General features: G+C 40.8%; 12 protein-coding genes and 1 pseudogene. 4 read left to right on the forward strand and 9 right to left on the reverse strand.

Going from position 1 to position 13708, the window contains the following annotated elements; genetic code table 11:
* The first annotated feature begins 2 nt into the window (after positions 1–2).
* Positions 3–501 (forward strand): annotated as a pseudogene (locus CDG62_RS18540) (DUF523 domain-containing protein).
* On the opposite strand, the gene CDG62_RS18545 reads toward CDG62_RS18540, so the two are convergent.
* Positions 482–1102 (reverse strand): LysE family transporter, encoded by a 621-nt coding sequence (locus CDG62_RS18545; RefSeq protein ID WP_087528697.1) that lies wholly within the window; start codon positions 1100–1102, stop codon positions 482–484. The pseudogene CDG62_RS18540 and the gene CDG62_RS18545 overlap by 20 nt on opposite strands.
* 161 nt (positions 1103–1263) lie before the next feature.
* On the opposite strand from CDG62_RS18545, the gene CDG62_RS18550 reads away from it, so the two are divergent.
* Positions 1264–2184 carry a Dyp-type peroxidase gene (locus CDG62_RS18550; protein ID WP_087528698.1) on the forward strand — a complete coding sequence of 307 codons (921 nt, stop codon included), beginning with the start codon at positions 1264–1266 and terminating at the stop codon, positions 2182–2184.
* Between the two features lie 48 nt (positions 2185–2232).
* Here the strand turns inward: CDG62_RS18550 and CDG62_RS18555 are convergent, their stop codons facing one another.
* The 7 genes from CDG62_RS18555 to CDG62_RS18585 all read right to left on the reverse strand — a co-directional run bounded on the left by CDG62_RS18555 (position 2233) and on the right by CDG62_RS18585 (position 10431).
* On the reverse strand, positions 2233–2961 hold the full coding sequence (locus CDG62_RS18555) for an SH3 domain-containing protein (RefSeq protein ID WP_087528699.1): 729 nt from the start codon (positions 2959–2961) through the stop codon (positions 2233–2235).
* The gene (locus tag CDG62_RS18560; protein WP_228254415.1) at positions 2958–3596 is read right to left on the reverse strand and encodes a hypothetical protein; all 639 of its coding nucleotides are present in this window, start codon (positions 3594–3596) and stop codon (positions 2958–2960) included. Before CDG62_RS18560 ends, CDG62_RS18555 begins: the two co-directional genes overlap by 4 nt.
* Positions 3586–4518 (reverse strand): IS5 family transposase, encoded by a 933-nt coding sequence (locus tag CDG62_RS18565; protein ID WP_087528927.1) that lies wholly within the window; start codon positions 4516–4518, stop codon positions 3586–3588. Before CDG62_RS18565 ends, CDG62_RS18560 begins: the two co-directional genes overlap by 11 nt.
* Entirely contained in the window at positions 4515–4739 is a 225-nt protein-coding gene (locus tag CDG62_RS18570) for a hypothetical protein (RefSeq protein WP_213070685.1), read from the reverse strand. Before CDG62_RS18570 ends, CDG62_RS18565 begins: the two co-directional genes overlap by 4 nt.
* Positions 4739–5287 (reverse strand): hypothetical protein, encoded by a 549-nt coding sequence (locus CDG62_RS18575; RefSeq protein WP_087528810.1) that lies wholly within the window; start codon positions 5285–5287, stop codon positions 4739–4741. Before CDG62_RS18575 ends, CDG62_RS18570 begins: the two co-directional genes overlap by 1 nt.
* Positions 5277–8582, reverse strand: a complete 3306-nt coding sequence (locus tag CDG62_RS18580; RefSeq protein ID WP_087528809.1) for a type VI secretion system Vgr family protein — start codon at positions 8580–8582, stop codon at positions 5277–5279. Before CDG62_RS18580 ends, CDG62_RS18575 begins: the two co-directional genes overlap by 11 nt.
* A gap of 148 nt (positions 8583–8730) precedes the next feature.
* Positions 8731–10431, reverse strand: a complete 1701-nt coding sequence (locus CDG62_RS18585; RefSeq protein WP_087528808.1) for an NAD-dependent malic enzyme — start codon at positions 10429–10431, stop codon at positions 8731–8733.
* Positions 10432–10706: 275 nt separating this feature from the next.
* Between CDG62_RS18585 and CDG62_RS18590 the strand changes: the two genes are divergently transcribed.
* Positions 10707–11309, forward strand: coding sequence for a hypothetical protein (locus CDG62_RS18590; protein ID WP_087528807.1), 603 nt, complete (start codon positions 10707–10709; stop codon positions 11307–11309).
* Positions 11310–11317: 8 nt separating this feature from the next.
* Here CDG62_RS18590 and CDG62_RS18595 read toward each other — a convergent pair whose 3' ends face one another.
* On the reverse strand, positions 11318–11602 hold the full coding sequence (locus CDG62_RS18595) for a DUF2798 domain-containing protein (protein WP_087528806.1): 285 nt from the start codon (positions 11600–11602) through the stop codon (positions 11318–11320).
* Positions 11603–11779: 177 nt separating this feature from the next.
* Here CDG62_RS18595 and argS point away from each other — a divergent pair, with 177 nt between their 5' ends.
* Positions 11780–13585: an arginine--tRNA ligase gene (gene argS / locus CDG62_RS18600; RefSeq protein ID WP_087528805.1), complete on the forward strand. Its 1806-nt coding sequence runs from the start codon at positions 11780–11782 to the stop codon at positions 13583–13585.
* The last annotated feature ends 123 nt before the right edge of the window (positions 13586–13708 follow it).

Raw genomic sequence — 13708 nt, forward strand, 5'->3', positions numbered from 1 at the left:
AAATGAGCCATAAACGTTATTTTATCAGCGCATGTCTACTCGGACAAAAAGTCCGTTATGACGGCAAAGACTGCGTAGTCTCTCAGTTAGTTCAAGCTTTGATCGATAAAAATTATGTCAGCTTATGTCCTGAAGTCAGTGCAGGACTTCCAACCCCCGCGTCCCGCAGCAGAAATTCGCCACGGGTCAGGTGCTGATGTTTTATTCGGTCACGCACAAGTTTTTTCCGAAGATGGCTATCAGATTAGCGATGTCTTTATTCAAGGTGCCTACAAAGCTTTAGCATTGGCACAAGCCAATCATGTCACTCATGCCGTGCTCAAAGCCAATAGCCCATCCTGTGGTAGCGATGGTATTTATGATGGTTCATTTACAGGGCAAAAAATTGCGGGAGAAGGAGTCACTGCCGCCCTATTTCGTCAGCACGGTATACATGTGGTTACCGAGCAACAATTTTTAGCAGAACTGACGCAGACTAAACTTACTGATACACTAAACTAAGCAATCCCGCCGCACAACTGAACAACACGGCAAAAGTACGATTAAGATATTTTTGCTGTCGCGGGGATTTTAAGAGTTTTAAAACTTTCGCTGCTAACCCTGTATATCCTGCCATCACAATCAAATCAATCGTGACCATCGTGGCGGCCATCACCGCATATTGACTCCACTGTGGTTTAGACAAATCCAAAAATTGCGGTAAAACTGCCAATAAAAAGACGATTGCTTTGGGATTGCTCATATTGATTAAAAATCCATACATCACCAATTTGGAGCGTGACTTAGTCGGTTGTTCTTGTTGAATGTCAATCGATTGGATGGGTGCCACCCATTGTAAATAAGCCAAATACAACAAATAAGCCACACCAAACCACTTCACGGCCCAAAATGCCCAAGGCGTTGTCGCGAAGAGCACCCCTACCCCAGCCGCCACTATACCGATTTGTACCAACAAGGCGAGTTGTAAACCGAGCGCATTCCAATAACCATGCCGAAAACCGTAGTTAAGGCCACTTGACATTGACGCAATGGCCCCTGCCCCTGGAGAAAGACTAATGATCCAACATGCGAGTACAAAGCCTAGCCAAATTTGAAATGACATAAAAGATATTGAGAGAAAATGACCACTCAATTATATGATCTTTCATGCTTTTAGGGTTTGTTATTCATCAATGAATTTAACACTTAAGGCTATGAAGCTGAAACGGCATAAGGCACAATAAGTGTAGCCAATAGAAATAACAATTTTTTTAGGAGCCATGAATGACCGCCCAATCTGTAATCCTACCATTACCTTCAGATCATGCCCGTTTTATTGTTTTACGTTTAAAAGATTTAAGTATTGAAGAACTTAAAGAAAAATTAGAAGATTTATTTTCAACCCGTGATCGTCTTATTACTCAACATCCACATGCTCAAATTAAAACAGCGGTTGCTTTTGGCCCTGAACTTTGGGCACAACTTCATCCTACAGCGCCTGCAGGGTTTAAACAGCTAGAGCCCATTTACGGTTCTTTTAATATGCCTGTCGCACCTGCGGATGTTTTAATTCATATTGCGGCTCAACGTACCGATATTTGTTTTGCCCTTAGCCAATCGTTCTTTGAAGGCATCCAAGATAAAGTGGATGTTTTAGATGAACGAGTCTGTTTCCGCAATTTTGATGGTCGAGATTTGACTGGGTTTATTGATGGTACTGAAAACCCGCAGTTCCCCGATGATCGTGCTGAAACAGCATTATTAGGTGAAAATTCCGGAGTATTCGCAGACGGTTCTTTTATCTTTGCACAGCGCTATTGCCATGATTTGGAAAAGTGGAAAAAGCTAAAAGTTGATGCTCAAGAACAAGTCTTTGGACGGACAAAACTTGAAAGTATTGAACTAGATGATGACGTTAAACCTGAAAATTCTCACGTTGCACGTGTCGTGGTTGAAGACGATGAGGGCGAGGAAATGGAAATCCTACGTCACTCTCTTCCTTATGGCGATGGTAAAGGTGAGCAAGGCTTATTTTTTATTGCCTATACGAAAGATTTAAGCATTATTGATGCGATGTTATTGCGTATGTTTGGCACCAGCGGTGATGGAATTCATGACCGCATGCTTCATTTTGTGACTCCTGTTGATGGTGCTTATTATTTTGCACCGAGTGAGGAGTTGCTGGAAGAAGTTTTGGAAGGGTGATTTTTAATGCTTAACTACAGTAAGAGTCTACTGTAGTTAAGCTAATTTTTACAATTCTGTCTTCCATACTTTATTTTTCACCAACTTCCCATCTTTAATATGTAATGCAATATTATATTGAGCAGCCCCACCACTACTTAATGAGTTGATTATGTATAAATCATTATTTTTCTCATAAATCTGAAAATCAGCAAGTTCATTCTTACTACTGAGCCCATCTTTTGGAAAAAAATAGTTTTCCAATTGATCTGAATTAATAATAATTTTTTGCTCTTGTATTTTAACTACTATTCTATTCAACTGAAGAAAATTTGCAGTAGGGAGGTCACCATCCGTACCATAAAAAGCCTTCCCTTTATACAAACTATATAACTCCCTCCCCTTTAAACTTTTGGAATAATTTTTTGAATTCAAATCTGCATCCTTCGATGAGATCTCAACTGTATATAAAGAACTCCTATATAAAGCAGTTCTAACATCATATTTTTTTAATTTTATTTTGTTATAACCATCGAATCTATTAATTCTATTATTATAAATATAACCATTCACACCAGACGATGAGTTAATAAAACAAAAATTATTCACAATATCATCTACACATGAAACTATTTCTCCATTCTTCTGTTTAGATATAACCTTAGAGCTCAAATCTGCCAATTCACGAACATTAACATAGCCATCCTTATCTTGAATTAATCCGAAATCAGCATAAATACAACTACTAATTGTCATTAAAAAAGGAAAAAAGACATAATTCATTTTATTTTTGCTCATTTAGGGTAAGTTCCTTTTTTATCGCGAATGTATTTAATTTTTATATTAGGATATTGACGCTGAAAGCTTATGATTTTTTCTGCCAAATTTTCAACATCCTTATTCTGCGCACGAGTACAACCCATTGTAACCCGCCAACCCTGCTTTTCAGCATAAGGATCTTTTAAGCCAGAGCCTCCTCCATGAACCCAACGAGCCCTTGTATCTGTACTACGAATTTTTGTAGTTCCATATGCTGCCCCCAATTGACTTGTCCTAGTGCCACCAGAAATAATTGTATAAAATCCAGTGAACGTCCCATCAGCATTACTTTTAGCTTTACTAGACACTCTACTTCCTGATTTGAAACTAAAAATCTTGTTACCTAAATGATCATAGAAAACAGTATATCCATCTTTGGGCTCTTCAAACGGGCCATAATCCATATCTTGAAATGTATAAATAACAGCCATCCCATCAGATATTTTCACTTTCACATCCTTTGTATTCCCATTCAATTGCGTTTTATTTTTATCAATTTTTGGAGGCTCTTTTACCTTTTGATTATTAATCGCTTCTTTTGCTACTGGAGTGGCTTTGTTGCATAAAGCCCTTAAAGATAGAGCTTTCCTAAGTTGCTCAAATTTAAGTGACAACTTGGGTATGAGGTCGGCCTAATTCTGTAAATCTATTTAAAATGGCTATACGAGCATGTACCTCGTTGACTTGGCTTTGAAAGTTCCTAGCACTGAGTTTATCGCCTAATAATTTGATGCAGTGCATCTTGGTTTCAACCAGACTTCGCTGATGGTAGCCCGACCATTTTTTCCATAGTGTCCTGCCTAAACGTTTAACAGTGCGAAGTAATTCATTTCGCTCTAGCGAATGAACTTTTTTATCTTTCCAAGGCTTGGCATTTTTTCTAGGTGGAATCACTGCATGTGCTTGCCGATCTGCAATGACCTGTCGGCATTGCTTGGTGTCATAAGCGCCATCGGTATATACGGAGTCAATCTGCTCATCCAATGGAATCTGATTGAGTAAATCCCCAAGCACCTGTGAATCACTTACATTGTTGGTCGTGAGCTGAACGGCTCGTATTTGCAGGGTTCTAGCATCTATACCAATATGAAGTTTACACCATTGGCGACGATATTCAGACTGATGCTTTTTACGTTTCCATTCACCTTCGCCCAAAAACTTTAAGCCAGTAGAGTCTACGAGTAGATGAAGCCCATCACTGTTTTTCTGATAACTAATTGCAATATCAATATGCTTTTGTCTTCTACAAAGCGTACTGTAATCTGGTGCTGTCCAATCTAATCCACAAAGTTTAATTAAGCTTTGAACAAAGCCAGTGACCATGCGTAAAGTAAGTCTAAATAGAGATTTGATCATCAAACAGCATTGAATCGCTATGTCGGAGTAGGTTTGACTTCGACCTTGTTTGCCTTGAGGTTCTGCATACCATTGTGTTTTTGGATCGAACCAAATGGCAATATTCCCACGATTAATGAGAGCTCGGTTATATGCGGGCCAATTGGTTGTGCGGTAGATTTTGTGTGTAGGCTTCTTCATTTGGAAATTATATTGCTGAAGAAGCCCTTAAGAACAGCTTTGTGCAACAAAGCCACTATATTCTTAAAGTTAGCCTCTTCAATATCACCATATATTCTAGAATTTCCTTTAATTTTTTTATTGGTTGGTATAGGAATACCGATCAAAGAGTAATCTACAATTTGCTCATCTGTATAAGCATAGCCTTTTTTTGGACGCAATATCTCATATATATTAGACATTATTCTTCCCCATAAACCGCATTAGCAGATATAACTTTTATTTTTTTAATATTATCTATAATTTTTTTAGCGTCTTTTTTTGAAGTAATAACTCCATTTAAATTTAAAATAACTGGCTTTCTAAATTCATTAGCCTCTTCAACAGTCATTGCATTGATGTTATTTGAAACACCTTGATTTAGTAGAACAAAACTATTTCTTTCATGTTCTATACATGAAAAACTAATAGGGCTTAAATATCCTTCTTCTAAGATTATTTTTTCTTTATTATTTATTTTATCTATTATTGGTAGGTTAATTACGGTTTTTTCATCAATTAACAATTTACTACTTCTACATTGTCTAACGATTCCTCCACTACCTCTATCAACAAGCCCCTCCTCAGAATCATAACAACTGGAAAGAATTTTAACTCTTTTCTTCCCACATTTTATTTCTTTTGATTCATATATTTTATAATTTAAACTCCCTCCATCTGATAAATCAGAAGAGTTACACCCATAAACCACTATCGATATCAAGAAAATAACCAAAAAGTTATTCTTCATTTATTTCACCATTATCTTCATCAATTAGCGGAGAATCTATATGATTAAGCTGTTCATACTCATACGTTGTTTGTGGTTGGAACCAAATGTCTTGGGTTACTTCTTCAATAATTTCCAAATTCAAATTTTCATCACTTGATGAGGAATATCCAGTTACTGTCATACCATTATCGTCTGTCGCTCCTAAAATTTGTTGTCCAGATGGTAAGGTTAATTTATATTTTTGTCCTTTTACTGGATTATTTTGCTGATCCCTAACAAGAAAATTTCCATAAAACATACTTGGTAAATTAGGTAATTCAGCATTTACTGTAGCCCCACCCACAAAACGATGCTGACCCGCCTTACTTTCAAACTTTCCACCTGTTGTCGTAAAAATCCCATCGCCGTTGATTTTGAGCTGCGAACCACCAGCAGTGAGCACAATTTCTTTTGGACTGGTTATTTCTATTTTATCTTCAGTTGAGATGAGCTTAATCACCTTACGCGCAATCGCCTCTATCGCATCATCTTGCGCCTGTAATTCAACTTTTCCTTTTGCAGCAAATGCCTTTAACCCTTTTTGTGCAGAAAATAAGCTCACCTTATCCAGTGCATGAGCAATAATATTCTTCTGAGCACTTAAATTAATGGAGCCTTGTGCGCTTTCAGCGATGTCTTGAGTAGCTTGTAAAACAATATCTTCAGGCGTCGTGAGGGCAATACCATTGGGAGAAGCCAGCAACATTAAAGCCTGACGAAAAATCTTCGCTTGAGCTTGATTCTGAGTATCCTGCGTTTGCTCTGCCTCTTGAGCATATGTCTCCATAAAGCCTTGCATGGAGCCCAATGCCTGCATGGGATTAACATTCAGTTTGCTGCCTTTATTAAAGCTTCCGCAAACACTGGTCAAATCAAAGTCATTCATCTCGACATTAGCAATCACTTTGCCAACATCTTTTAAAGCGGAGAAGGGATCCGCATTCAATTTTTCTTTGACACTTTGCAACTGACTTTTCAAAGCATCTGAGCCGTGTTCTTCGAGATTATCAATAAAGGCTTTTAAGTTTTCAATTGAGTTATTCGCGTCTTGAAAGAAGTCTTTAAATTCATTGATCAAATTGTCTGTGTCTTGACCAAATTTTTGAATATCCTCAATGAAGCCACCACAGCTTTTTAGTGCCGAAATCGGATCTTGACTAACTGCCGTTTTAAATAAACCAACAGTTGCTTGGAGTGCTTGATTGGCTCCTTTTAACTCTAAAGATTGAATCAACTTAGGCAGACGATTGACGACATTCAGTGCATCAGTCTGTTGTTTGACAGCCAAAGTACTCAGCATGTGCATACTGTCATGACCTTGCTGCAAGATGGACTGAGCTTCTGATGCAGCCAAATGATCTGCGACCGCTTGATCCTGAGCATAGGTACTAATTAAGAGACCCTTTCCTGCACGCATTGCTCCCCATTGATCCGTTCTTAGCTCAAACCCCTCACCACGCCCATCACTGTTTTCAGTTTCTTTTGGATGACTCAGGTTACCAAGGTTGAGCTGACTCGCTCCATGACTACTGTGGAGCTGCACACTAATTTGTCCAGTCGTATCATCAAAACGCAGTTGGTTAAAGCCTTGCCCTGCAACCTCTTGTGAACGGATTCCGCTGAGCTTTTTCGTCGCAGGCAATGCCCCTTTCACATCAAACATGGTTTGGTGACGCTCGGCTTCATGAATTCGCCCTACGACAAAGGGTCGATCGACATCCCCCTCAAAAAAGTCGATGACCACAATTTCTCCGACACGCGGATGAAAACGTGCGCCATATCCCTCGCCTGCCCATGGGGTCAATACATCGACCCAAGCCGAGTCCGTGTCATTATCATTTGCACCCGCACCACCATCATGAGCATGGTCATCACTACGCGTAAACATGAAGCGAACTTTAATCCGTCCCCAGGCATCCACATAAATTTCTTCCCCTTCAGGCCCGACGACTTTGGCCCGTAAAGGATAGGCTACTGGACGATGGATCCACGCTTGATATTCAGGAACAATTTTGACCTCACGGCGTACGACAAAGAGCTCATTGGCCTGTCGTTCCTCACTCAGACCTTGCCAGCAACTTCCTTTTAGTAACAGATTGATTTGCTGCAATAACTCTTTGGGTAAATTATTTTGGTTATAAAAGACTTTACCTAAAATGAGAAATTCACGCTCTGCGGACACATGCTGGTCTATTTCAGGATGATCCACCATTTCAAACCAATAGCCGATTTGCGCATCTCGAACGCTACTTTTTGCCATGAAATATTTGGCCTGAAGCTCGTGATATTGGTTCAGTTGTTGGTTGAGACGATCTAGTTGACTGCTATTGGCAGGTGTGGCCTGATCCTCACCCTGTAAATCACCTTCCCATGCCGGACTGACACACCAAACTTGTTCCAGACCCAAACTTTCATTGTCTTGTTGATCACTGTGCTGATGCGCACTCGATACAGGCTGACTCTGATCTTGAGCTAAATGTTGCGCTTGCCAACGCTGCGTCTGTACCGTGGTGGACTGTAAGTAACGTTCAGCAATAAAACTGGTGATACTATCAAAAGGCTCGGTGGCATGGCTGCGGTGGAAACGAATCTTTCGGCGGCCCAGCGCTCTAAAAGCTTGATTATCATCAATCAACCGAAGTTGCTGTGCCTGAATCGGCTCGGACGAACTGAGCACCACCAGAGCTTGTTCATCGATCAACCAATTAATCCCTTCACTCCGCCATAGTCGAGTGAGAAACTCAGCGTCGGTTTCATTGGACTGCATGACAAAGGGACGTACATCATAATCACGACTCAAACCGTCTAAGTTCAGGCTTAAGCTGGCTGCAAATAATGCACTGTGACTTTGCCATTCGCTAAACAGAGTTTCAGTGATTTCACGAACACTTTTACTCATAAACACACGACTGTTTCTGCGCTTATGCCACAGCGCAGTTGCATCTTCAATCGTCAGTTTATAAACAGTTAGCGCGCCATCATTTTGCCCCTGACTGGCACTGGTAATCACGCCCGTCAGACGAGAAAGCTGTCCCACATCTGTGACCTGATCAACCGCGACTCGCCCACCAATGAACTGTTTTAAAGGCAAATAAGCATTGGTCGATAGACATAGAATTTCAGCTTTTAGGCCCTGATTAATGCGATGTTCACCCTCAATGCGTTGAATAAACACCTGTGTATTCAAAGCTGGATTAGAAAAATGAATATGCACAGCACGTTTTTGCGAACCAAATCCAAAGGATTCCAGCATTTTATAAATAGAATTGAACATGATCATTGTTAAGTTATTGGTTTTTATACTTGTGCGCGGAGTGTACAAAATGTCTTTTTTTTAATCTAGTAAAATAATGTTAATGAAGACATAGCTCTCAAAACAAAAAGGAGCAATCTGCTCCTTTTTGTTCGATCTCATTTCAACTTTAGAAGGCGACACGTTTATAGTGACGGTACTCTGGCTTCCAGAAGTTCTTTTCAATTGCATGTTGCAATTGCTCATCACTAACAATCGGGGCTACACCTGCATCCATTGCTGCTTTCGCGACTTTAAAGGCAATTAACTGAGAGACTTTCTGAATTTCATCAATTTCAGGCAACAAGTCTGCTTCAGGATTAACCAACATCGGTGAGCAATCTGCCAAAGCATTACTCGATGCAATCAGCATAGAGTCAGTCACACGAGTTGCATTGGCTGCAATCACGCCCAACCCAATGCCTGGGAAGATATACGAGTTATTGCACTGCGAAATATTATAAATTTTGCCTTGATAGTTGACTGGAGCAAAAGGACTGCCTGTCGCAATCAAAGCCTTGCCATCCGTCCAGTGAATAATATCTGCTGGTACAGCTTCGACACGCGACGTTGGATTCGATAGGGGCAGCACAATCGGACGCTCACAGTTCGAAGCCAAAGTACGAATTACTTCTTCAGTGAATAAGCCTGGCTGACCCGACACCCCAATCAACACGGTAGGTTTGGCATTTTTCACAACATCGAGCAGTGAAATCACCTCTTCGGCATTGCCCCATTGCGCAATCACGTCTGGCTTTTGTGCCAATTTACGTTGGAAATCAAGTAAGTTAGGCTGATTTTCAGTGATTAAACCAAAACGATCGACCATATATACGCGTGCACGCGCTTCAGCATCAGTTAAACCTTCAACTTTCATCTGCGCAACAATTTGCTCAGCAATACCACAGCCTGCTGAACCCGCACCTAAGAAGGCAACAGTTTGATCTTTGAGCTGTTTACCTGCCGCACGTGATGCAGCAATCAAACTGCCCACAGAAACGGCTGCTGTACCTTGAATATCATCATTAAAACAACAGATTTCATCACGGTACTTATTCAATAAAGGCATGGCATTATTTTGCGCGAAGTCTTCAAATTGAATTAAGGCTTTCGGCCAACGGCGCTTGATCGCCGCAATCACTTCATCGACAAAAGCATAGTACTCATCACCACTGATGCGTGGTTGATTCCAACCCATATAAATCGGGTCATTGAGTAACTGCTGATTATTGGTGCCAACATCGAGAGTAATTGGTAAGGTGTAGGCTGGGCTAATACCACCACAAGCGGTATATAGCGACAATTTTCCAATCGGAATACCTATCCCGCCAATACCCTGATCGCCCAAGCCTAAAATACGCTCGCCGTCAGTAATCACAATAACTTTGACATTTTTCTTGTTGATGTTATGCAAGATGTCATCAATATGCGCACGGTCTGGATAAGAAATAAATGTGCCACGATGGCGACGATAAATATCCGAGAAACGCTGACAAGCTTCACCCACCGTTGGAGTATAGATGATCGGCATCATCTCACTTAAATGGTTTTCAATGAGGTGATAAAACAATGTTTCGTTGGTGTCTTGAATGTTACGCAAGTAAATGTGTTTATTAATCGCATCATTAAAAGCACAGTACTGTTGATAAGAACGCTGACTTTGTTCTTCAATGCTTTCTTCAACATGCGGAATTAAACCATGCAAGTTGAAGCGAGTGCGCTCCTCTTCCGTAAACGCGGATCCTTTATTTAGCAACGGCAACTCAAGTAAGGTATTGCCCGCATAAGGGATGTATAAGGGTTGTTTTGTCTTTAAATATTCTGTCGTCATTACCTATCTCGTTATACATAGATTTAGATGAACCTATGGGGAGAATCTATGCATCTAATTCAGGTACTAGCTTAGCGCCATTTGCTCGTCTTTTGATATTTATAAGCGTGATGCAATTATCAAAGCGATTTAGTCTGAAAATAAAAATACTGAGTCATACAACTAAAAATACGGACTGAAGCAGACTTTTCGCAAAATTCAAAATGGATAAAAATTGAACTTCACTATTACACAAGCTAAGCTAGCGCCTTTCGTAGTTCTCTATCCACAAAAAAATGACAATAAAAAAATTAATGCTCTTGTTGAGCCTCATAAGCGTTGTTACCGCTCAACTGACCGCTTGCCAATCTGTCTCTAAGGCTCAAAATACCGTGAGTAATAAAATTACAGGACTATTTGGTCATCACGAAAAACTGCCTGAAATCGACTCCAAAGGTATTGTCGATATCAGTAAAGCCACAATCGAGCAATATGAGCAACTCAGTGCAAATTTACCGTTGAACCAATGGGTCTATCTGGAGAATGAAAAACAAGGGATTTATCAGCTACAAAACAAATCAACCGAAGGCTTTGTGCTCTCAATGCGTTTGAATTGTAAAATCAGCAGTCATCCGCCTGCGTTTGAGCTTCAAGATGCGCACGGCAAACGTATTTTATATGGTTATGATAAAGAAGCAGGACAGATTCAGTTTTTACTCGACAACAAAAACTATGGCAATCCCTTTGATCCATTTCAACGTCAAACCCTAAGTCATTTTCAACAACAGCTTGCCAGTGCCCAAGTGATTAAGCTCTTTCATGCAGGCAAACTGTATCGTTTTCAAAACCAAAATGCAGAACTACTTAGCAAACCTGTCTCATGCCGTGAACATAGCTAAAATAGGGCTTATTTGGGTGGGTTCAAATGTGACATATCGACAAATACACCAGTCAAACGGCGCACAATCGGCAGTACAATGAGCACTACAGGATAAGCCACCGCCCAAGACATCATCCATGCGGACAGCCAAACCTGTAGGAAATTGTCTACCCAACCCAAATTGCGCCAAAGATTGATCATTGAGATAATACCACTCATAAAAAATGAGATAAAAAATGGCAAAATAAACATGGCATATTTTGCGGGTAACTTGGGAATATTCCCAATGATCATCGGTCGCTGTTCAGACACGTTTTATCCTTAAAAGTATGCGTTTTGATTTTCATCATACTGCGCTTTTCATGTTTATTGCAGCGCAATCGTTAGCAGTTTTCGAACATTTTTTATTCTATGAAAATGGATTCACCTAAAGACGTGGAAATTTGCTATATTTAGCGTTTTTCTGCGACATTAAATTTTCGACTGAATATGAACACGGCAATCCAAGCAGCTCTCGAGCACGCAGTGCAAAACCTTCAAGCTGAAGGCATCCTTCCAGCAGACTGGAACAACAGCAGCAATTTGACGCGTACCAAAGACCGAAGCCACGGTGACTTCGCGTCTAATATCGCGATGATTGCCTCTAAAGCTGCAGGGATGAAGCCACGTGATTTAGCCGAAAAAATTCTTGCTGCACTGCCTGAAGTGGCAGACATCAGCAAAGCAGAAATCGCAGGCCCTGGCTTTATTAACTTCTTTTTAAATGCTGACCAGCGTTTTGCTGTGCTTGAGCAAATTCAAGCGCAAGGCAAGCAATTTGGTCGCACTCAAGCCAATGCTGCGAAAAAAATCCAAGTAGAATTCGTTTCTGCCAACCCAACGTCTAGCTTACACGTTGGTCATGGCCGTGGCGCAGCGTATGGAATGACCGTTGCAACCCTGCTTGAAGCAACAGGTGCAACGGTAGACCGTGAATATTATGTGAATGATGCAGGCCGTCAAATGGACATCCTTGCAACATCCACCTATTTACGCTACCTCGAATTAACAGGTCAGGAACTGGTTTTCCCAAAAAATGCCTATCAAGGCGATTATGTTAAAGAAATCGCGCAAAGTATTATCGATGCTGATGGTGATGCCTACGTTCGCCCTGTAGCCGACGTCTATAACGATGTCCCTGAAGATGTGCAATATGCAGAAGAACTCGATGCAGAAGGTAATAAAGTTGTCCTTTCAGGCGACAAAGAAAAGCACATTGATGGTTTAATTCATAATTCACAAAGCTTAATCGGTGAAGCTTACCGCGTATTCCACCAAGCGGCGCTTAACGCGATCTTAGATGACATTAAAGATGACTTAGGCGAGTTTGGCGTAACATTTAACCAATGGTTCAGCGAAGCATCACTCACGGATAAAATTGATGAAGCGTTAGCCACTTTAGAACAACGTGGTTTCTTATACGAAAAAGACGGCAATATTTGGTTCAAATCAACTGAATTTGGCGATGAAAAAGACCGTGTTGTGAAGCGTCGTAATGGACAAACCACTTACTTTGCTTCTGACATCGCTTATCACCTCAACAAATTACAACGTGGCTATACCGACCTGATTGATATTTGGGGTTCAGATCACCACGGCTATATTTCACGGGTTAAAGCCGCGATTGATGCAATGGGCTATGACTCGAAAAAACTCACCGTTCTATTGGTTCAGTTCGTCAGCCTATGGCGTGGTGGTGAAATGGTACAAATGTCATCTCGTTCTGGTCAGTTCGTGACTTTACGTGACCTACGTAAAGAAGTGGGCAACGATGCCGCGCGTTTCTACTACGTGATGCGTAAGTCTGAGCAACACATTGACTTTGACTTAGACCTTGCGGTTTCACAGAGCAAAGACAATGCGGTGTACTACATCCAATATGCGCATGCACGTGTCAACCGCATGATCGATGTGAAAGCCCCTGAAAAAGGCATTCCTTTTGATCGGAGCAAAGCAGCTGATTACGATGCGACCTTATTAACGCTTGATGCTGAAACTGAAATTCTTGCCAAACTTGCAGCCTATCCTGAAATTGTGCTTCGTGCTGCAAATAGCTATGAACCACACCAAGTAGGCAACTATTTGAAAGAACTCGCAGCATTATTCCATGGTTGGTATAACTTGGATAATACAAGAATTATCGACGAACAGAATATTGCCCTTTCGCAAGCCCGTTTATTACTTTCAATAAACGTACAACAAGTTTTGCGTAATGGTTTAGAGTTACTAGGTGTGTCTGCACCTGAGACGATGTAAATAGCAAAGCAACGCTTTGCACATCGTCGCAAGACTAAGGGCTATGCCCGAAGTAGCGATATTACCCCTGATGTATTGTTCGCTTTGCGAAACTTGAATTTTGCAAAGCGATTCTTTATTTTA

It is taken from the genome of Acinetobacter sp. WCHA55, assembly GCF_002165305.2.
GTDB lineage: Bacteria > Pseudomonadota > Gammaproteobacteria > Pseudomonadales > Moraxellaceae > Acinetobacter.

What these genes read in the sequence shown, in the direction of transcription:
- CDG62_RS18545 (WP_087528697.1), bottom strand. Translation starts at nt 1,102, where the DNA reads ATGTCATTTCAAATTTGGCTAGGCTTTGTACTCGCATGTTGGATCATT.
- CDG62_RS18550 (WP_087528698.1), top strand. Translation starts at nt 1,264, where the DNA reads ATGACCGCCCAATCTGTAATCCTACCATTACCTTCAGATCATGCCCGT.
- CDG62_RS18555 (WP_087528699.1), bottom strand. Translation starts at nt 2,961, where the DNA reads ATGAGCAAAAATAAAATGAATTATGTCTTTTTTCCTTTTTTAATGACA.
- CDG62_RS18565 (WP_087528927.1), bottom strand. Translation starts at nt 4,518, where the DNA reads ATGAAGAAGCCTACACACAAAATCTACCGCACAACCAATTGGCCCGCA.
- CDG62_RS18570 (WP_213070685.1), bottom strand. Translation starts at nt 4,739, where the DNA reads ATGTCTAATATATATGAGATATTGCGTCCAAAAAAAGGCTATGCTTAT.
- CDG62_RS18575 (WP_087528810.1), bottom strand. Translation starts at nt 5,287, where the DNA reads ATGAAGAATAACTTTTTGGTTATTTTCTTGATATCGATAGTGGTTTAT.
- CDG62_RS18580 (WP_087528809.1), bottom strand. Translation starts at nt 8,582, where the DNA reads ATGTTCAATTCTATTTATAAAATGCTGGAATCCTTTGGATTTGGTTCG.
- CDG62_RS18585 (WP_087528808.1), bottom strand. Translation starts at nt 10,431, where the DNA reads ATGACGACAGAATATTTAAAGACAAAACAACCCTTATACATCCCTTAT.
- CDG62_RS18590 (WP_087528807.1), top strand. Translation starts at nt 10,707, where the DNA reads ATGACAATAAAAAAATTAATGCTCTTGTTGAGCCTCATAAGCGTTGTT.
- argS (WP_087528805.1), top strand. Translation starts at nt 11,780, where the DNA reads ATGAACACGGCAATCCAAGCAGCTCTCGAGCACGCAGTGCAAAACCTT.